The following is a 19,184-nucleotide window of genomic DNA, read 5'->3' as shown; positions in this document are numbered from 1 at the left end:
ATATGAGCGTATTGTAATAGTAAATTTAATATGGTAAAAGATGCAATCTGACCGTACACACATCCTAAGTGGGTGTACAATATGTATCATTTCAACAGGATTGATTTAGATTTATCACTTCGCGATATAGCCTTATTATTTATTTAATTTAAACGCATAGTTGAGAATCGCAGTCGACTAAACGTTAAAAATAGTTAAAACAATAGATTTTAGTCGAATACATTATGTGCGTTATCTTTTTTCGATTATCTTTGCAATATGGTTCAGGCTTAAAAGGTAAACTAAGGGCGGGCAACCTTGACTCGGTCACCGATCCCGCTAAGCTCGCCAAGCCTGATATAATGCAGACAAACCAGTTATAATCACATATTTATGTTAAACCCCAAAACATCACTTGCGTATGAAAAAGGTACTACTCTTTTCAGGCCTGTGTGGTTTGTCTGCGCTCCTGCTGCTTGCCCGTTCTCCGGGCGGTGTCGAGGGAGTTGACGCCTGGTTTAAGGCTGCTCCGGTCTCAGGCAACCTGCAGGGCCGCTACCAATGGCTCGATTTTTCGGGCGATTCGGTGGTGCAGTATGCTCAGAACAGAGTCTCCGGCACCTATGTGTTCACACAGGACAGGGCTCTGGTCAAGTCGCTAAATTTCAACCCGGCACTCGACTTCTCGAAAGGTGACACCCCGAAGTGGAGCGAGCTGCATCGCTCGTCACTCATCCAAGGCACGATTATCGGGGTGTTCGCGCCTTACACGTTCAAAACCGAGGGAGTTGTCTATGGGGTCGCAAGCGGTGACGGAGGCGGCAGTCTCGTCACCAGCGACCGGATTGTAAGACCCGGAAACATAGAGCCTCTTGACTACGGGGAGACCCACGGCGAGGATCTGCTCTACACGGGAAAAGACTCCATACCTGAAAACACATTCAAGGAACACGCCACAAAGGTGCTGACCTATTACCGCGCGGCCAATCCGAACACATCGGTATGGGCGGTCCCGGCGGCACGTTGACAATCGGCGGCGCGTATTCACCCACAGACGAGCATTTCAATGGCCCGTTCGACACTTCCAATTTCGACAATAAGGGGTTTGAAGGGTATTCGCCTGAACTGTTGGTGTATAACCGCATCCTGACTCCCGGCGAAAGAAGGAAGGCGGAGAGCTATCTCGCGATGAAATACGGTGTCACCCTCAATGACTCATATCTTGACGGAGACGGCAACCTTGTGTGGGACCGTGACGACGCCGGGGTATATCACAACCGCGTCACGGCGATTTCAAGGAACAAGGCCGGTGATTTTCTCCAGCCCATGTCGGCCACCTCTTATGAGGAGGGCCCGTTATACACGTCGCTCCCCGAGAACGACAGCTATCACAAATCAAACTCATACGGTCTTCCGTCAGAGGCTCATCTCCTTGTCATGGGCCGTGAGCATGGAAACCCGATGCCTGACAAAATGTCTCTTTTCTGGGGCGACGACGGCGGCGCGTTGGAGACCTACACCTCTCCCAACGACACACTTTGGCACATCATGAACCGCACATGGCTGGTCAAGCCGAATATGCCGACAGTCGCCGACACTACCGCGACGCGCTGGACTGCCACCGGCATGACCGTAACGCCTGAAGGCTTTCTTGACGTGATAAGTCTGGAGGAGAACACTCCCGGATCAGTGGTGACACCCGAACTGACTGACGGCACCGGACTGATAGAGTTCCCGTGTCCGTCAACGCATCCTGCGTTTGATGTCGGATTTTCCAAATCAGGCGACAGCGGATGCACATACGGATTCCGCATTGGCAGTGACGGCAGCGTCAGGGCGATAGCCAACGGCGAGGCAGGTGGAACCGGCATAGCCGCGGATGTCAGCGGTGCCGATGTGTCGGTCATGCTTTCCGACGGCGTTGTGTATCTTCGCGTTGACGGAGAGGGAGGTGCGGCATATACCGTAACCATACCCGAAGATGCGAGGAATTCGGTATATAGAGGTGTCATAAGCGCGGAAGCCTCCGCCACTCCGCTGTATCTGACCTCCGTGCGTTCCAACGGGGCGGTGGAAACCGGATATTTTGCAGAGCTGGCACACAACCTTACTCCCGACAAGGAGTTCTACCATTACAGCCGCAGCCGTACTGTCATGCTCATTGACCCGACCGGCGAGGGCCGTTTTGATACAGACAACACTGTGATGGTGCGTTGCTCACCCCCGGATATATCCCGAGGCAAGACCATGTTCCACAATATATTGTGGGATGCAGACGGGAGCGGTTCAGACGTGTTCACTTTCGCCTATTTCGATGGCATTGATGCCGATGTGGATGTGGAACCGACAACCTGTGTTGACGGGGTTCCCCAGAAAGACGGCGCAATCGACATAGGCATCAACATAGGCACTCCTATATACAGGTATTCGCTTACCGTTGACAGCGTGGCCGGCATGAAGAAAGACGACCTCGTGGCAAGCGGAAGTTTCATGGGCAAGACCCACAGGATTGAGAATCTCGCCACGGGAACATATACTCTTACGGTGACACAGGGCGGTGGAAACGACATCCACGGCAAGGGCAACCTTCTCTACACGACATATTCCCACACTGACCGCAGGTTTACAGGCGGCGACGTGGAGTGGACCGTGACGGAGACCGGCTCGTGGTACCGCATCGGCGCGGAGCCTTCTGTAAAAGAGGACATAACCCAATGGGGATATGACGTGCGCGGCGACAAGGCCTATTTCATCCTTGACGGCTACACAAGTCTGACACAGGGAGTCCCCATTAAGCCCGGCGACACCCTCGGTCTCAGAATCAGCGGCATATATGTACGATGGTTCCACAATGGCGAGGAGGTACTCAAAAAGAGCGCGTGGACTCTGCGCCTCTGGAGGATGTGTATCAAGTACGGTCGAGGCGACACCCATATCACCGGTATGACAATCAACGGTACGCCTGTCGAGGACTTTGAGATTTACGGCAATGTCCAGATTGAGACCCCCAAGACAAATACCGTGACCTACACTGTCCATGTCGGCAACGGATGTGACCCGTCGATGCCCAACGGCATAGAGCCTAAGCAGCCTGTGGTAATCGGCCAGTCCGATCCTCCCGGCGACTATCCCGGCAACACACGCAACAGCAGCCTTTCGGTTGATGCCGAGGATGGCACGGCCCATATCTTCAACGCCATTCTTGACCGCGAACAGTCCGGCCCGGCCACTCTGATGGTATTCGACGCATCAGGCCGCCTCGTGTTCGAGGGAGAGATGGAGGGTTCAGACATCAAGACCAAGCGTTTCACAGTTCCGATGAACGGTGTGTATATCGTCAAGGCAATCACAGCCGAGGGCGAACATACCCAAAAGATTCTTGCGAAATAACCGGAAACAACACAGTAACAACATAATAAACCGATTATGAAACGGATATACAGCATAGCCGTTGCCACAGCTATACTCTCTGCGGTGGGTTTGTCGGGCGCATGGTTCCTTTCGGGACATTCCGCCGGGGCGAACAATTCGCCGGGAAGCAGCGGCATAAACATAGAGGCTGACAGCCCCGCCTCGTCTCCGGGGACAACGGTCGGCGAAAGCGGCAATTCCTCTCCGCAACAGCAGGAAAAAGTAAGCGATACGGGCGTACCGGCCGCACAGTCGGCAAAGGCTCCTACCACGAAACACGATGCGGACAAATATTCCCGCATACCTGACGGCGAGTCGGTAAAAGGGTCGTTCCGCAAGGGACAGGCGGACAGTCTCGCGGTGGCCGGCGGTGCCATCTCCTTCTCAGGTGGTACGCTGCTGCGCGACACTGAACTGTCAGTGTCGGTGCTTGGCGAGGATGACATGCCCGAACTTGATTTTGCCATGACGAATGTCACGGCACAGGGCGAGGGATACCGGTTCCTGCCTCACGGCACCCACTTCTCTGAAAAAGGCGCGACCGTAAGGCTCGGCTACGACCGCACAAGGATTCCGAGCGGTTACACGGAAGACGACATACGCACGTTCTACTATGATACCGAACAGGAGCACTGGGTGGCACTCGACCGCATAGCTGTCAATAAGGAGCTGGCCTATGTGGAGTCAAGGACTACCCACTTCACCGACATGATCAACGGTGTCATTCAGGCACCCGAATCTCCTGAGACAGAGGGTTTCGCTCCCACTATGATGAACGACATCAAGGCTGCGGACCCGACGGCGAAACTCAATATCATCACACCTCCTACGGCTAACAACCGTGGTTCCGCCAACCTGCAATACGCCTTCGAGATGCCTCCTGCCCGCAACGGCATGGCACCCTCACTGGCTATCAGTTACAACAGTGACGGCGGCAACGGCTGGCTCGGACAGGGCTGGGACCTTTCTGTCCCCTCGATAACGCTTGATACCCGCTGGGGTGTTCCGCGCTACGACCTGACCGATGAGACCGAGACATATTCGCTCTCCGGCTCGATGCTTTCGACAATGGATGACAACGGTGCGATGAGCGTCGCCCACCGTGGTGACAGGATTGCCCGTAAGTCAGACCGTCAGTTCTATACCCGTCAGGGCGGCGATTTCTCCCGCATAATCCGCAAGGGTGGAAAAACTCAGTGAATTTGCCCCCCGGTTGACCAGATAAATTGCCCCCCGGAAAATCATTTAAATTGACCCCCGTCCGGTCAAGCAAATTACCCCCCGGAAAAAGACTTTACGGGAGTTGGCAAAAGGAGTTTTTGAGCTATATTGTATGTTAAATAATATTAAACATACGACTGATGGCAAATCGAAAACTGAGCATGAACAAATTAAGACAGGTGCTCCGATGCCACGCCAACGGCAACGGAGCCAAGAGTATCAGCAACCTGACGGGCATAGCGCGCAACACGGTGCGTAAATACCTCCGGCGGTTTATGGAGCTGAACCGTGGCATCGAGGATCTTCTGAAACTGGAGGATCCGGATCTGAATGAGATTTTCGGAGTGAGAGCGGTCGGTTCGGAACCCGTGTCAAGCCGCCATCAGGAGCTTATGGGACTTATGCCTGATTATGTCAGACGTCTGAAAAAGAGAGGTATGACGCGGCAGAAGCTGTATGACGACTATATCGGGAGTCACCCGGGAGGCTATTCCCGGTCGACGTTCAGCCGTCTGATGCGTCTGTATGTGGCGCAGATGCACCCTATAGCGCATCTGGAACACAAGGCCGGCGACAAGATGTATGTCGATTACGCAGGCGACCGTCTGGAGCTGGTCGACCGTGACAGCGGCGGGATCATCGCCGTGGAGGTGTTCGTGGCCATACTGCCTTGCTCACAGCTTACATATGTTGAGGCCGTGATGAGCCAGCGCAAGGAGGACTTCATACGGTGCTGTGAGAATGCGCTTCATTTTTATGGCGGGGCACCGGCGGCCATCGTGCCAGACAATCTCAAGGCTGCCGTAAAGAAGGCAAGCCGTTACGAGGCGGAGCTCAATGAGGATTACGCGGCCTTCGCCGAGCATCACGGTTGCGCAGTCATACCGGCACGCGTGCGCAAGCCGCGCGACAAGGCCCTGGTGGAGGGCGCCGTCAAGCTCATCTACCGCAGCATCTACCCGTTGGTGCGACAGCGCACTCATCATGATCTTGTGTCGCTGAACGCCGCTATCCGTACGGCGCTGGAGCTTCACAACAACGCCCGCATGAGCGGACGCCCTTACAGCCGCCGCGAGCAGTTCGAGGATCTGGAGCGCATGTACCTGCGCCCGTTAAATCCCATAAGGTTCGAGCTGAAGGAACGGCATACCGCCACGGTACAGCGCAACGGGCACGTACGCCTTGACCGCCACTACTACAGCGTGCCCCACCGTCTTATCGGCCGCAAGGTCAACATACTGTATGACTCACGTACGGTTGAGATATACTGCGGCGGAGACCGCGTGGCCGTACATCCCAGAGGATGGCGCCCGTACGGGTATACCACGGAGCCGAATCACCTTGCCTCGGCCCACCGGGACCTGAGCGGATGGAGCGTCGAGGGCTTCCTGAGGCAGGGGGCACGCATACATGCCGACGTAGAGGACTTCCTGCGGCATGTCATAGAGTCAAAGACCCATCCCGAACAGGCCTACAAATCCTGCAAGGGCATACTGTCGTTCGCATCCAGGGTCGGCAACGACCGCCTGGTCAGGGCCTGCCGCAGGGCCGCATCCTCCGGACTCTACAACTACAGCGCCGTCGACTCGATACTGCGCAGCCGTCATGACTGCCTCGATGACGACACCCTTCCCGGTCAAGAGTGCGAGGAGAGCGCCCAGATGCCCCGGCATGCAAACATACGCGGGAAGGAATACTTCAGGTAACATATCAATCCAACAATACATACAACAATGGAAATGAACCAACAGACACTCGCCCGGATGTCGCAGATGCGGCTGCTGGGCATGCACGCGGCCTTCCGCACATCAATGGAATCGTTCAAAAGCGAAGGCATGACAACAGACCAGTTCGTGGCGTGGCTCGTGGAAAATGAATGGGACGACCGCACCAACCGGCTTATACAGCGCCTGCAGAAACAGGCCTCGTTCCGTTACCGCGCCTCAATCGAGGAGATAGACTACTCCCTTGAGCGCGGCCTTGACCGGAACCTGCTGATGCGGCTCTCCGAGATGACCTTCGTCACCGAGCCACGCGACATCTTCATCACCGGCAGTGCCGGCACCGGCAAAAGCTACATAGCAACCGCTCTGGGCTACCGGGCATGCCAGAAAGGGATGCGCGTGCTATACGCCAGCACAGCACGCCTGATGGGCCAGCTGAAGGCCGCAAAGGCAAAAGGCACGATTCTTACCGAACTGAAAAGGATCGAGCGTACCGACCTTCTCATCCTTGATGACTTCGGCATACATCCCTTCGATGCCGCCGCGCGATCCTCACTGATGGACATAATCGAGGACCGGCACGGACGACGGGCCACCATCATCACCTCCCAGGTTCCCGTATGCGACTGGCATGACGTGATCGGAGAGAAGACGATCGCCGATGCGATCCTCGACAGGATCGTGCACCACTCGATAAGGATAGAGCTCTTCGGAGAGTCCATCCGCAAGTTGCAGAATAAAATCAAATGATTATTTTTGTAAATAAATCTTAATTATCAACACGCCATCAGAATCCCCCAGACCCTATTGTCAACCCCTGTAAAAACTGTCCAAAAATCACAGGTTATCAATGGGGGTCAATTTAAATAATCCATAGGGGGTCAATTTGTTGAGAATATCCATTTATCGCGGATTGCGAGGAAGGAGGGGTAGAGGCATGAAAATGTATGAACTGCTGAATGTTAGCGATCAGCTCAACAGCCTACCCCTCGGCAAACTGACGATCGCCCAGCGCGCCGCGCTCACCCGTACAATCTGCGCCATCTCGCAGGCTCGCAAACCGTTTGACGAGGCGCTAAAGGAGGCACGCGACAAGCTCAAACCGGAGGGTTTTGACGATCTTGCCGGCAAGGGATCGCGCACCCCCGACGAGGAGGCGCAGTATAAGCTGCTCGTCGATGAGTATAACGAGGCTGTGCGTACCGCCATCCAGCCCAATCTCGACGCAGAGGTGACGCTGACCGTCGCCAAGCCGATGACTATGGACGAGTTCCTGGCGCTGCCTGACTGTGCTCCCGACTGGACAGCCGGACACATAGTCTACCTGCAGGATCTGCTCGGCATTACCGGGGAGTAATCCACAATAGCCCTCCCGGGGGGGGCAAAAAAATAAACCCCCGGCCTGTTAGTAGCATCTGCCCACATACTAACATATATGCGACACGCCGCACGGCCGAGGGCTATATGCCTTTGACTGCGGTGTGTCGCATATGTATGTGGTCAGATACACAAAAGTACATAAAATAACCCAAACCTACAATAAAATGACGAGGATTAACAAATATCACCAACTGCTGATCAGGATCCTAAACCAAGGCCGCCATCAGCAAAACAAAAGGGAGGTATAACATACCTCATCAATGAGCAGCTGTCGCTCACGCCGGGCGATCTGCTCGAGATTTTTGAGACACACGGCATCGCCCGCAAAAAACTCAAGGCGGAGTTGTCATTATATATGGCCGGAGAGTGCGACATCGAGCGCTATAGGGCCGCCGGGATCGACTGGTGGGATTATTGCGGACAGACGTTGATCAACAGTTATCCGACCTATATGGCCAAGCTGCCCGTATTGATCGATCGTATCAACCGGGAGCGTCGCAGCTCAAAAAATTACGTGTTGTTTTTGGGCGCGACTGAGGCGCCGACAAATCAGGCGCCCTGTTTGAGTCTGATCCAGTATCAGATCGAGGAGGGAGAGCTTGTTATCTCGGCGTATCAACGTAGCTCCGACGCAAGTCTCGGATTACCATCCGATCTCTACCACCTCTATCTCATGTCGCGACAGATAGAGCTGCCCCTGCGCTCGATCACGCTCAACCTTGGCAATGTACACATCTACGACACCAATATCGAGGCTACGCGCAGGATGCTCGATGGTGAGGAGGGCGTCAAGTACACACTCAATGTTTAACAACCACTCAAACAGTGCTCAAATACTATTATAATGACTAAGATATACAAGTCGGCGCCGCTCCCTTTCCAAGGTCAAAAGCGCCGTTATGTCGGCGAGTTTTGCCGCGTACTGGGTCAAATCCGCGACGCCCGGATCTTTGTAGACCTCTTTGGCGGATCCGGATTGCTCTCGCATATCGCCAAGCGGGAGCGTCCCGACGCCATGGTGGTCTACAACGACTTCGACGACTATCGCACACGCCTCGACAATATACCGCGCACTAATGCGCTAATCAGCGACTTACGCAGCATAAGGGGGGGGGTAAATCCAAGTCACAACGGATCGCCTCCCCGCAGCGGGAGCACATCCTGGAGAGGATTGCCGCAGAGGATGCGGCCGGCTATGTCGATTATATCACATTAGCGGCAAATCTATGTTTCCCAGGCAAGCGGGCGACATCGTACGAGGAGCTGTCAAAGCAGACCTTATATAATAATATAGTCGCGTCGCCATACGACGCAGCGGGCTACCTCGACGGCTTGACCATCACGAGTTGCGACTACCGCGAGCTTGTGGCACGGTATCGCAACCGTCCGGATGTCGTGTTTTTGGCCGATCCGCCATATCTCTCCACGGATGTAAGCACATATAACATGTCGTGGGGGTTGAGTGACTACCTCGACGTGATCGCGTCGCTCGCCGGTCAGCGCTACATCTATTTTACAAGCTCCAAATCGTCAATCGTGGAGCTCTGCGAGTGGCTCGGACGCAATGCAGGGGTAGGCAATATTTTTGCCGAGGCTATCCGGAGCGATGTTGCGGCCACCGTTAATTACAGCGCCCGCTACTCCGATATAATGCTCTATAATGCAGTGTGATGTGCTGCGCATCTACGAGGACGCCTTAACAGCCAAGATTTTTTTCAAAAAAAATAATTTACTATATATGATAAATTCAAAAGGTTTTGTAACTTTGCATCGTAATCAAAAAACAACACCAAACACTGCGGATCCAGCAGTCTAAACTCGGAACAAATAAAATGGCAAACGTAATCTACAACGACCGCGAGAGTAATTCGACAGAGTGGACCATCGTGGCAAAAAATATCAAGTATCTCACACTCGAGTACAAAACCACATGGGAGGGCAAACGCGACGTAACCATGAAATTTGCCATCGCCGACGAAAGCGAGCTGATCTCTGCCCTCAACGCACACGGCGGCCGCACTATCGTAGAGGGTTATACCGGTCCCCGCGCACTCTCAACTGTCAAGCACGAGGCTGTGAGATAATCAATCCTACATCCATCAACTCAGAAAACTCAATCGCGGCGAAGAGATTGCGAGGCAATATAACCCGCGATTGAGTGTTACAGATGGATGGATTACGAGAATGGTCGCGCCGAAAGCGACGCAAAGTCCCGATATAGTTAAACAATACTAATTATTCGATAAATAATGACTGACGAAGAATTACTTAATCGAGTGACGTCCTTCGACGAAAGCTTCTTTTCGGCTCATATTGCGCTTGAGGAGCATCCCGAACCGGGGGTTACAACGGTTGTTGCTTGGCTTTATTCTGATCCGGGATCACAATTGACAATTGTGCCATTTGTCATCCCTGACAATGAGGAGTGGATGTTTACTCCGCGCGATTGGCAGTCGTTTGATGTTTTGGCACTAAACAATGATCTCGGCGCATACATCCAAGCTACCGAGTGGCGCGTTAATGATACCGATACTCCGGGGTTTATCGTCAACGGACTACCTCGTCTGCTTAACGACGCCCCCGTGCAGCTTAAGATTGTCGCACGCAAAAAGCTTGGCGAGAACATTAAAGCCGCCAGGCTTGCAAAAGGTTTGACACTTAAAGATCTCGACGCGTTGACCGGGATTCCATATTCGAGATTGAGCCGCATCGAGGGAGGTCGAGATAATCCCACGTTTGACGGCCTCGTGCGCCTCGCAGTTACTCTTGATACGACTTTCGCGATCGGCGGTTATTAGTTGGATCAACACAAAAAAAAAGAAGCATTACCTCGTTGGTGATGCTTCTTTTTTTGTGTTGATTTTCGCGTTGTGTGTTAAAACTTCACTACGTTTCGTTTTGATTTTAACACTTTTTCAACCGGCTTAATCGACTACGTTTCGTTTTTCCTCGACACGACATTTCGTTTTTCCGATTGTAGTTGTTGGATTTCATAGTAGCCATATCAGTGTTATATTAAAGGGTGAATAACCAAAAGATTATCATTATTGCGGTTATAATGGATATTACCCAGCCCGCACCTCGGATTACAGGTTTGACCATCGCCCACACCAGAGTTCCGATTATTACTCCGATGATGATAGCCACCACCTTTGCAACCTTTTTTATTTGGTTGAACCTGAGGCTTTGAGCTTCGCTTTGACCTTTTATGTGGCTGTTTGTTTTCATCGTTGCGACTTTTTTTTATTTGTATATCACCATCGGTTTTCGCTTGCTTGACACCTCAAAGGCGTGTGGTGAACAAAGGGGATGTTCGCCCTTTGACGGAAAAATACGAGTGCAAAATGAAGTATTCGCCGGAGCTTACGGAGGCAAATACCATTTTGTGTCTGGAGATTTTTCAGTCAAAAGGAAAAAGAATATCCCCGGCACCACACGTTAACTATTGGCAAGCAAGTTAAAATCGCTGTTGATTAGACAATAACAGGAGCCACGACTCCGGAACGGTGAAAACATACGGCTACATAATCGCTCTGAAATTTTCGTAATATTGAAATGTCTGTAAATAGAATTGTCCAGTCCCGGAAAGACGAGTCTGTGATATGCCCCCGACGAAGGAAGGAGGCACATCACTGTCTCGGCCCGTGGACTGCTGCTAACGGAGAGTGGCGCAACGACTCAAATAACGAATGATGGAGGCGGCGTAAGAACACGGAGTGGCAAATAGACTTGGCATGTACAGCGAAGCAACATGCTCAGGCTATCAGACACTCGGTGTTTAGCCGACTCTTTAATTCTGGCAATGCGGTCAGCGGTAGTGCAGACTCGTCAAACGCCGCTGACGGCATTGACTCCATCGGCACTGCCTCGCTTGAGACCGACAATGTCGAGCCGTTGCGCCTCTCGCAGGTTTCGTCAGTTTCATGATGTATAACAAATAGAATTGCGATATTTCTCTATTTTGTTTGGTATGATTAACAAAATTCACTAACTTTGCAGTCATGAAGATAATAGCAAGGCAACAGTATATTGAGCATATTCAGAGATTTATCGGCAAGGGGATGATAATTGCTCTTACCGGGCAACGTCGCGTTGGCAAGAGTTATATAATCCGTCAACTCGTCAGCGAGATTGAAGCCGACAATCCGGATGCCAATATCGTCTATATCAATAAGGAAAAAACAAAGTATGCCGATATAAGAAATGCAGATGACCTTTCGCGTTATCTTGACGGCAAATTGAAAAACGATGCGGAGAATTATTTGCTCATTGACGAGGTGCAGGACATTGACGGTTTTGAGAATGTACTCCGTAGCCTTAATGCCGACGAGGAATGCCAGATTGTCGTGACCGGAAGTAACGCCAAGATGCTTTCGTCGGAGCTTTCCACATACCTCGGCGGTCGATATATTGAGATTCATATCCTGAGTCTTTCATACCGAGAGTTCCTGACCTTTCACGGGCTTGATGATTCTGATGACAGTCTTCAGAAATATCTCGGATTCGGCGGTCTTCCTCACTTGTACCGTCTCGGACTTGAAAACGAGGATATGGTATGGGAATATATACAGAACATCTACAATACCATTGTTTTGAAAGATGTGGTGCAGAGGGAAGGGTTGCGCAATGTGACACTGTTTGAAAACCTGATGTCATACGTCAGCGACAACGCGGGGCAACTTGTATCGGCTACATCATTGTCGAAATATCTCAAATCTCAGCGAGTGGAATTGACCCCGTTGTCGGCGATAAATTATCTGAAAGCTGCCTCAAACGCTTACATCATCAATAAAGTGCCGAGATATGACATACATGGAAAGCGTCTGTTGGAGACCAACGACAAATACTACTTTGAGGACTTGGGGCTGCGCAATATGCTTGCCGGCCCTAACCGTACCGGCGACATAGAGAAAGTAATAGAAAACGCTGTCTATCTACATCTTAAAAATCTCGGATACAAGATCAGTGTCGGAACACTTCCCAACGGTGAGATTGATTTCGTTGCCGAAAAAGGCGGCACATCGGTCTATATACAGGTGGCGTATCTTATCGCTGACGACAAGACAATGGAGCGGGAGTTTGGAAATCTGCTGAAGATACATGACAACTATCCCAAGTATGTCATATCCATGAATCCGATGTCACGTTCTCAGAACTACGAAGGCATAAAACATCTGACCTTACGGCAGTTCCTGATGTCGGATAACTTATAACTAATGGCAGTTCATTTTATGAACTTTTAAGATGACTAATTTGGCACTATGGCAATTAATGATTAACTTTGCAAAAACGAAGATAAGAACGGCGTTGCAAAATGATGAAGTACAGAGGTGCCTCATCTGAGCCAATTCCGAACTTTAACATAGAGAATAAACTGCCCTACAATAAGTTACCTTGAAGTTCAAAGTACAAGTGGGACCACTTCTTGAAAATCAAGCAGTTGCGAAACAAATCGTAGCTGCTTTTTCTTTTGCCTTGAACACAAATCTGAACACAACTCCGCGCCAACTCGTTTCAACCGCCAATGGCAGCCCTCTGTGTTCATGCTCCTGTGTTCAAATTCTGTGTTCAACCCATAGCTGAGGAAAAGAAAATAATAAAGTCACTATGTTTGCATCAGATTAGCTGACGGGGCGCTCAACGGGGGCTGTCTGCCCCCTTGCCGCTAAGGCTTTCCCCCGAGAGGAGTGAGGAGAAAAGATAGACGTAAGGGCAATTGCATGTAAATTTGTAAAAGCAAAATACATTAACAGCAAAACCGATACGTCTATGGTACAAAGTAACAAAAAAGATTTCAGCGGACAAAATATCTCTATTGGTATTGACGTCCATCTGAGAACATGGAGTGTCACGGTGCTCACCCCCTCTGGGTTTATGCGCACTCATACTCAAAAGGCTTCGGCCAAAGAGCTCTTTGAACATTTGAACAAGCATTATCCTAACGGTAGCTACCATGCAGCCTACGAGACGGGGTTTTCGGGCTTCTCGACCTATTATGCCCTGACTGAGCTTGGTATAAAATGCACCGTGGTACATGCGGCTGACGTTCCGACCACCCAGAAGGAAAAGGTCTCGAAGTCAGACCCGGTGGATTCAAAAAAGCTGGCCAAAGCCCTTATGCGCGGCGAGCTCGGCAGTGTGTACATTCACTCGAAGGACAGCCTCGACGACCGTGCGCTGGTACGCCACCGCGCCACTATTGTGAAGCTTTCCGGCGGCATAAAATCCAGAATCAAGCATCTGCTGTACAACAACGGCGTGGAGTACCCCGAAGAATATTTCCGAAGCAACCGCCACTGGACAAGAAGTTTCATAACGTGGTTGCAGAATGACGTGCGGTTGCTCTCCGACACCCGGGTCTCGCTTGACCTGCTCATTGCCGAGGTACTCCATTACAGGGAACGCCTCCTTGATGTGAACCGCAGATTGCGCTCGCTGGCGCGCAGCGACAGGTATGCCGAGAAATACGGCATCCTGATGTCGGTTCCCGGCATTGGTTCGACAATTGCCATGAGCCTGCTTACCGAGATTGATGACATCGGTCGCTTCAGTAACCAGCGCCAGTTCGCATCGTTCCTCGGACTCGTGCCGATGATGTCATCAAGCGGCGACAAGGAATACGTCGGTGAGAAGACTTTCCGGGGAAACAAATTCCTCGGTCCAAAAATAGTCGAGGCCTCATGGATAGCCATACGGCACGACGCGGAACTCTCCGCAAAGTTCGGCGCATTGTGCACCCGCGGAATGAAGTCGCAGGAAGCCATAATCCGGATAGCCCGCAAGCTCTCCAACATAATATTTTCCGTACTGAAATCAAACCGCAGATATGAATGCCGTTAGATAATGCGACACACAAAAGTCTTATAGGCAAATACAGTAAGACGGCTACTCTCGCCTCCTTGATGAGCCTTGGCTGCATCTAAAAGAAAGGTTGTGGCGTCTTTCCTATTATGCTGAATAAGTAAACTGTCAGCCCGATGGGGCGTGACTGATAGAAGTTTGCCTGATAGGACTTTTTTTACTACAAGGCATTTCGGGCTCTAACCGATTGCCGGTTATTTGATTGGGGCAGAGGCCTCGATCATGACTCTTTTGTGCCTACACAATCGGCACAGAAACATAAGCAATTGATTTTTAACGTTAATCTTTTCTAAATCTCAACGAGAATTTTGGAATACAACATAGAGGGAGAATACTTTTTCTTTTGTCCAACCCTATATATAGGTTTAGTCGGGCATATATAAAGCCCGAATCAAACCAAAAACACTATCGAATATTATAATCAATAGGAATTAATCGAAAAGTTGTAGAACTTCATCAAATCCGAATATCTCTGAAAATAATCTTAGAATATTAACAGACTTATCCCATCCTCCACAGCATTCAAGACTCATTGCAATCGTTAAAACTGCAATGTTTTCTAAAGCATTGTATAGATTATGAGCAAATGCTTTAATGTATTCATCAGTATATAGCAGCATTCCCTCTTTATCAAAGAAATAATCTAAATCCAGATTAAATAGGCTCAAGCCGAAAGCACGGTGCATATGTTAAATTGGGCAATTAGAAGTGTTAAATTTTAGGCGTAGAGTTTGACCAATCGGAAGATGAAGAAGTCTCGGTCTCTTACTCCACGCATCTGCGATCGGAAGATCTTGACCTTTGAGTTGAATGCCTCGGCCGAGGCGTTGGTGGCCCTCCTGCGAAAGTAGTTGATTATTGTCGGGGCATGGTTCTTGAATGTCTTGATCACGGAACGGAAGTTATTGTTGTCCAATGCCATTACTTTCTCATACCATTTGTTCATCTTCCCTAATGCCTTGGTCGGTGAGATTTTCAGATTAAATATGCGGCGTAGCTCCATCGCGAGCTGATACGCAGCTTTGAGTATCGGATAGTGCTTGAATAGAATGTTGGCTCGATGTCGCTGTATGTCAGTCCATTTGTTCTGCGACATCATCAGTGTGTGCTTGCTGCGGGCAAGTATCTGACGCATGGTCTCGCCGTTGGAGTACGTCATCGGCGGCTCGGACTTGTCGCGGGAATTGTCCTCTGCTATGAGCTGACGGCGGATGTCGACACGGATTTCATCGACAGCCTCGTTGTAGACCTGCTGTACGTGGAAACGGTCGTTGACAACGTGTGCGTTGTAGAAAACCTCGGCGGCAATGAGCATCATTGACGGCGACAGATCGCACGTCACTTCTTTCACCCGGCGTCTGACTGATTTTCCCATCGCGCCGATAAGAATCGATATTATCTCATCGCTCCTGGTGCCGGGAATGGCCGCCGCCAGCGTTCCGGGGCCGCCATGACCGTCCTTGTTGGTGAGGAAAGTCCATACCTCCCCGTTGCTCAGACAGGTCTCGTCAAGGCTCATGTACGGGCCGATGTTGGCGGCGTTGAAGTAGAATCCGCAACCGAGTTCGCTCTCGCACCACTGGGCGTAGCCGCTCAGCTTATTGCGGTATAAGTCAGCAAAATACTTGCCGCTTACGCAGTACATCCGCGCTATGTGCTTAATCGACAGGGCTGTCGTCTCCACCTTCGTCTTTTAAAAAAGCCACGAACTCGGCACTGAGTCGTGTCCCTTCTTCGTTGGGAAGTTCAAGGTTGTAGGAGAATATCTCGTTTGTTTTCTTGTCCCACCACTTGTTCTTGCGCATATGCAGATACACAGGACGACCCCGCAAGGGATAGTCCTGTACGGTAACATAGTCCGTGTAGCCTCTCGCTACGATATGGGGATTACGAAAATCCTCATCAGACAATTTCTTCTTCTCGTCAAGCCATATGTCGTAGGATTGGTCTGTCTTTTCAAACCTGACCATCTCAAACAGCTCGTTTAAGCCTTCGGGTAAAAACTGCCAAAATGCATCACTGGTTTTCATGACGCAAATTTAACACTTTTCCCAAAATTCATGCACCGCACTTTCGGCTTGAGCCGAAATACACGGAGAGCACCACTGTCAATCTGCATCAGTCCCGGGTATACCGTAGTACCGCCCGAGGCTATGAATTCCCCATTTGTCCACCGGAAGATTGAAGCTTGTCCCGGAGCAAAGGTAAAATCGGGGATATTCAGTTTTAAAGGAGCTGAAGCACTATTATCGACGAGCGGGGTGTTCTCAGGGGTATATTGAAATGTCGGACCGATGTATGAGGTCAGATTGTCGCTTTTGACTAAACCGCCGATATTGATGGATTTAGCCAATGAGTCGCAGCGCAGACTGATTGTGTCCGGCACTTCCCGCTGTGCGAAACCCGCCAGCGGTGCCGCCAGGCAGATAACAAATGTAAGGATGTAAGCTTTCATAGTCCGGTTCATTTAATGGTGAGCATATAGCCGAACCCACGTTGATTGATGATAGAAATTGATGGATCGTGACGGAGGGCTCGGCGGAGTTTGTGGATGTAGCCATGCAGGGAGTTGCGGTTACTTTGTTCATCGCGCTGCCACACGGCAATCATCAGTTCTGAGGCATCGACAGTCTTCCCGATATTTGTGGCCAGACGTTCAAGTATCTTGGCTTCAAAGTGAGATAATTCTGTTTCTTTGTCGCCAAATGACAATGTCTGGGTCGTTACGTTAAATATGTATGTTCCAATTGCAAACCGGATATCCTCGGTGCGATTGTCACCATATCGTCTTAATAGTGCCTTAATCCGCACTATCAGTTCGCGGAGTTCAAAGGGCTTTTTAAGATAGTCGTTGGCTCCGATTTCAAAACCTTGCTCAACATCATCTATTGTGCTTTTTGCGGTGAGGAAAAGCAATGGTACTGTCGGCGACAATTTCCTTATCTCCTTCGCCATAGTGAACCCATCCATTTTGGGCATCATGACATCAGCCACGACTATATCGGCAGCTTCGGTCTTGAATTTCTCAAGTCCGACTACGCCATCAACAGCAGTGACAACTTCATAGCCTTGCCCGCGCAGAGTGTCAGCGACAATCAGCGTCAAGTCTTCCTCATCTTCTACAAACAGTATCTTATTGCTCATCTTTGCTGAATTTAATGGTGAATATCGAGCCTTTTCCTTCCACACTATTAACCTTTATGTCCCAGCCCATTTTGTCGAGAATACACTTTACATAATATAGTCCTATGCCATACCCGCGGACATCCTGACGGTTGCCATGCGGCACACGGTAGAACTTATTGAACAGATAGGGAATGGATTTTGACGGAATGCCGATGCCGTTATCTCTAACCGAAAGGTCATGGTTGTCGCCGGTTATTGTTATCTCAACACTCTCGTCGGAGTATTTGATTGCATTGTCAATCAGGTTGTTCAGCACATTTGCCAAATGCGTCTTATCAGCTTCTACGACGATATTGTCAGCCACGTTCACATTGATGGTTATATCCTTATCGCCTCTCATACGCTGGGCGGCGGCGATTTCTTCTACAAACTCACGCAGCGGTATATCTTCCGGTCTGAGTTTCATAGCCTTTCGGCGTTCCATACTCATTGCAAGGATATTTTCAACAAGTTCGCCAAGTCTTTTCAGTTGTTTGTTTGCAATCGTCAGATACTTTGTCTTTTTGTCGGGGTCATTGGATGTGTCGTAATTGAGCAGAGCATCATTGGCGGAATATGCTATGGCAATAGGCGTTTTCAACTCATGGGTCATATTGCTGACAAAATCATCTTTCATCTCCTCTATGGTGCGCAACCGTGAGACTGTGCGGAAGAGATACCAAAACGCCAGAGAGAATGCAACCATCAGAAGAAATACCGTAATAATGATTCCAAACATCTGCGAAAGTATATGGCGGGTCAGTGGTGTCATATATGCCTTGTAATATATTCCCTCGTCAGGATTGATATTGAAGCTGAATGAATCCAATCCTGATTCTCCGTTGAATTTGGGATTGCCGCAAATCACGGAATCGTTACTGTTAACAACTTCCACACATAGGAAATCCGGATATATGAACCTATTGGAAAGTTGATTATATAAGACGCTATCCATAACCTCCATATCGTAAGGGATGTATCTATCCATTATAGCGTGAAATTGCCGGCTCATAGCATCAACCATCTGATTGGAATAGGACGCGTTTTCAGATAACATCGCGCGCTCTTCAATAACAGTTCCGTCAGCTTCAGTCCGGACTGATATGAGTTGACCGTTTTCATCTCTATATGTTGTTGCCTCCGCTTTTCTTGGAGCCTGTTTCTCTTCAACTTCTTCCTGCATTTGTACATTTGATGCCAATGCCTGCGCCCTCCCTGCCCGAAACATTAGGTCGTCAATATCTGCATCGGCCAAAGCAGTCATTACATCGCGTTCGACATTACTTCTTATAGAATTATACAGGCTTACGAGATAATAGACATTGCAGCTGAAAATAACTGCAATGACAACAATAAACGTAGTCGAGATAGTCTTAAAGCGTTTCATAATGCGAAGTTACTAATAATCCGTCACACAATTGTTTAGTAACACTTCAATTTAAG

The 19,184-nt window shown here is 50.1% G+C and carries 17 protein-coding genes and 2 pseudogenes; 12 read left to right on the top strand and 7 right to left on the bottom strand.

Going from position 1 to position 19,184, the window contains the following annotated elements:
* Positions 1-400: 400 nt before the first annotated feature.
* From NF347_RS10425 to NF347_RS10380, 10 genes and pseudogenes are all read left to right on the top strand, one after another.
* Positions 401-1,006: a hypothetical protein gene (locus NF347_RS10425; protein ID WP_237613069.1), complete on the top strand. Its 606-nt coding sequence runs from the start codon at positions 401-403 to the stop codon at positions 1,004-1,006.
* Positions 982-3,369, top strand: coding sequence for a T9SS type A sorting domain-containing protein (locus NF347_RS10420; RefSeq protein ID WP_237613070.1), 2,388 nt, complete (start codon positions 982-984; stop codon positions 3,367-3,369). Before NF347_RS10425 ends, NF347_RS10420 begins: the two co-directional genes overlap by 25 nt.
* Positions 3,370-3,405: 36 nt before the next feature.
* Positions 3,406-4,590: a SpvB/TcaC N-terminal domain-containing protein gene (locus tag NF347_RS10415; protein ID WP_107036980.1), complete on the top strand. Its 1,185-nt coding sequence runs from the start codon at positions 3,406-3,408 to the stop codon at positions 4,588-4,590.
* 182 nt (positions 4,591-4,772) lie between these two features.
* Positions 4,773-6,317, top strand: a complete 1,545-nt coding sequence (gene istA / locus NF347_RS10410) for an IS21 family transposase (RefSeq protein ID WP_237613085.1) — start codon at positions 4,773-4,775, stop codon at positions 6,315-6,317.
* A 27-nt stretch (positions 6,318-6,344) separates the two neighbouring features.
* Complete coding sequence (istB, locus tag NF347_RS10405) at positions 6,345-7,085, top strand: IS21-like element helper ATPase IstB (RefSeq protein WP_289685785.1); 741 nt, start codon at positions 6,345-6,347, stop codon at positions 7,083-7,085.
* A 187-nt stretch (positions 7,086-7,272) separates the two neighbouring features.
* Positions 7,273-7,692 carry a hypothetical protein gene (locus NF347_RS10400; RefSeq protein ID WP_290095055.1) on the top strand — a complete coding sequence of 140 codons (420 nt, stop codon included), beginning with the start codon at positions 7,273-7,275 and terminating at the stop codon, positions 7,690-7,692.
* A gap of 196 nt (positions 7,693-7,888) precedes the next feature.
* Positions 7,889-8,526: pseudogene (locus NF347_RS10395) on the top strand (thymidylate synthase).
* A gap of 33 nt (positions 8,527-8,559) precedes the next feature.
* Positions 8,560-9,386, top strand: a pseudogene (locus NF347_RS10390) (DNA adenine methylase).
* A 161-nt stretch (positions 9,387-9,547) separates the two neighbouring features.
* On the top strand, positions 9,548-9,799 hold the full coding sequence (locus tag NF347_RS10385) for a hypothetical protein (protein ID WP_107037106.1): 252 nt from the start codon (positions 9,548-9,550) through the stop codon (positions 9,797-9,799).
* A 165-nt stretch (positions 9,800-9,964) separates the two neighbouring features.
* Positions 9,965-10,513 (top strand): helix-turn-helix domain-containing protein, encoded by a 549-nt coding sequence (locus NF347_RS10380; protein WP_306254214.1) that lies wholly within the window; start codon positions 9,965-9,967, stop codon positions 10,511-10,513.
* Positions 10,514-10,730: 217 nt separating this feature from the next.
* Here NF347_RS10380 and NF347_RS10375 read toward each other — a convergent pair whose 3' ends face one another.
* Positions 10,731-10,943, bottom strand: a complete 213-nt coding sequence (locus tag NF347_RS10375; protein WP_107681638.1) for a hypothetical protein — start codon at positions 10,941-10,943, stop codon at positions 10,731-10,733.
* Between the two features lie 773 nt (positions 10,944-11,716).
* On the opposite strand from NF347_RS10375, the gene NF347_RS10370 reads away from it, so the two are divergent.
* Positions 11,717-12,928, top strand: a complete 1,212-nt coding sequence (locus NF347_RS10370; RefSeq protein WP_107036787.1) for an ATP-binding protein — start codon at positions 11,717-11,719, stop codon at positions 12,926-12,928.
* A gap of 556 nt (positions 12,929-13,484) precedes the next feature.
* Positions 13,485-14,555 (top strand): IS110 family RNA-guided transposase, encoded by a 1,071-nt coding sequence (locus tag NF347_RS10365; protein WP_055301324.1) that lies wholly within the window; start codon positions 13,485-13,487, stop codon positions 14,553-14,555.
* 452 nt (positions 14,556-15,007) lie between these two features.
* Here the strand turns inward: NF347_RS10365 and NF347_RS10360 are convergent, their stop codons facing one another.
* The 6 genes from NF347_RS10360 to NF347_RS10335 are packed head-to-tail and all read right to left on the bottom strand — an operon-like array spanning position 15,008 to position 19,128.
* The gene (locus NF347_RS10360) at positions 15,008-15,244 is read right to left on the bottom strand and encodes a hypothetical protein (protein ID WP_306254208.1); all 237 of its coding nucleotides are present in this window, start codon (positions 15,242-15,244) and stop codon (positions 15,008-15,010) included.
* 50 nt (positions 15,245-15,294) lie between these two features.
* Positions 15,295-16,260: an ISAon1 family transposase gene (locus NF347_RS10355; RefSeq protein WP_289744932.1), complete on the bottom strand. Its 966-nt coding sequence runs from the start codon at positions 16,258-16,260 to the stop codon at positions 15,295-15,297.
* The gene (locus tag NF347_RS10350; protein WP_107037119.1) at positions 16,235-16,606 is read right to left on the bottom strand and encodes an ISAon1 family transposase N-terminal region protein; all 372 of its coding nucleotides are present in this window, start codon (positions 16,604-16,606) and stop codon (positions 16,235-16,237) included. Before NF347_RS10350 ends, NF347_RS10355 begins: the two co-directional genes overlap by 26 nt.
* Positions 16,603-17,031: a hypothetical protein gene (locus tag NF347_RS10345; RefSeq protein ID WP_123541925.1), complete on the bottom strand. Its 429-nt coding sequence runs from the start codon at positions 17,029-17,031 to the stop codon at positions 16,603-16,605. Before NF347_RS10345 ends, NF347_RS10350 begins: the two co-directional genes overlap by 4 nt.
* Before the next feature lie 8 nt (positions 17,032-17,039).
* Positions 17,040-17,720, bottom strand: a complete 681-nt coding sequence (locus tag NF347_RS10340; protein WP_306254205.1) for a response regulator transcription factor — start codon at positions 17,718-17,720, stop codon at positions 17,040-17,042.
* Complete coding sequence (locus NF347_RS10335) at positions 17,710-19,128, bottom strand: sensor histidine kinase (protein WP_107681912.1); 1,419 nt, start codon at positions 19,126-19,128, stop codon at positions 17,710-17,712. Before NF347_RS10335 ends, NF347_RS10340 begins: the two co-directional genes overlap by 11 nt.
* Positions 19,129-19,184: the final 56 nt, after the last annotated feature.

The sequence above is a fragment of the Paramuribaculum intestinale genome, from assembly GCF_030759015.1.
Classification (GTDB): Bacteria; Bacteroidota; Bacteroidia; order Bacteroidales; family Muribaculaceae; genus Paramuribaculum; species Paramuribaculum intestinale.
This window is presented reverse-complemented; position numbering and strand designations above follow the sequence as displayed.

Coding starts and splice junctions, on each gene's coding strand:
- NF347_RS10425 (WP_237613069.1), top strand. CDS start 401: ATGAAAAAGGTACTACTCTTTTCAGGCCTGTGTGGTTTGTCTGCGCTC.
- NF347_RS10420 (WP_237613070.1), top strand. CDS start 982: ATGGGCGGTCCCGGCGGCACGTTGACAATCGGCGGCGCGTATTCACCC.
- NF347_RS10415 (WP_107036980.1), top strand. CDS start 3,406: ATGAAACGGATATACAGCATAGCCGTTGCCACAGCTATACTCTCTGCG.
- istA (WP_237613085.1), top strand. CDS start 4,773: ATGAACAAATTAAGACAGGTGCTCCGATGCCACGCCAACGGCAACGGA.
- istB (WP_289685785.1), top strand. CDS start 6,345: ATGGAAATGAACCAACAGACACTCGCCCGGATGTCGCAGATGCGGCTG.
- NF347_RS10400 (WP_290095055.1), top strand. CDS start 7,273: ATGAAAATGTATGAACTGCTGAATGTTAGCGATCAGCTCAACAGCCTA.
- NF347_RS10385 (WP_107037106.1), top strand. CDS start 9,548: ATGGCAAACGTAATCTACAACGACCGCGAGAGTAATTCGACAGAGTGG.
- NF347_RS10380 (WP_306254214.1), top strand. CDS start 9,965: ATGACTGACGAAGAATTACTTAATCGAGTGACGTCCTTCGACGAAAGC.
- NF347_RS10375 (WP_107681638.1), bottom strand. CDS start 10,943: ATGAAAACAAACAGCCACATAAAAGGTCAAAGCGAAGCTCAAAGCCTC.
- NF347_RS10370 (WP_107036787.1), top strand. CDS start 11,717: ATGAAGATAATAGCAAGGCAACAGTATATTGAGCATATTCAGAGATTT.
- NF347_RS10365 (WP_055301324.1), top strand. CDS start 13,485: ATGGTACAAAGTAACAAAAAAGATTTCAGCGGACAAAATATCTCTATT.
- NF347_RS10350 (WP_107037119.1), bottom strand. CDS start 16,606: ATGAAAACCAGTGATGCATTTTGGCAGTTTTTACCCGAAGGCTTAAAC.
- NF347_RS10345 (WP_123541925.1), bottom strand. CDS start 17,031: ATGAAAGCTTACATCCTTACATTTGTTATCTGCCTGGCGGCACCGCTG.
- NF347_RS10340 (WP_306254205.1), bottom strand. CDS start 17,720: ATGAGCAATAAGATACTGTTTGTAGAAGATGAGGAAGACTTGACGCTG.
- NF347_RS10335 (WP_107681912.1), bottom strand. CDS start 19,128: ATGAAACGCTTTAAGACTATCTCGACTACGTTTATTGTTGTCATTGCA.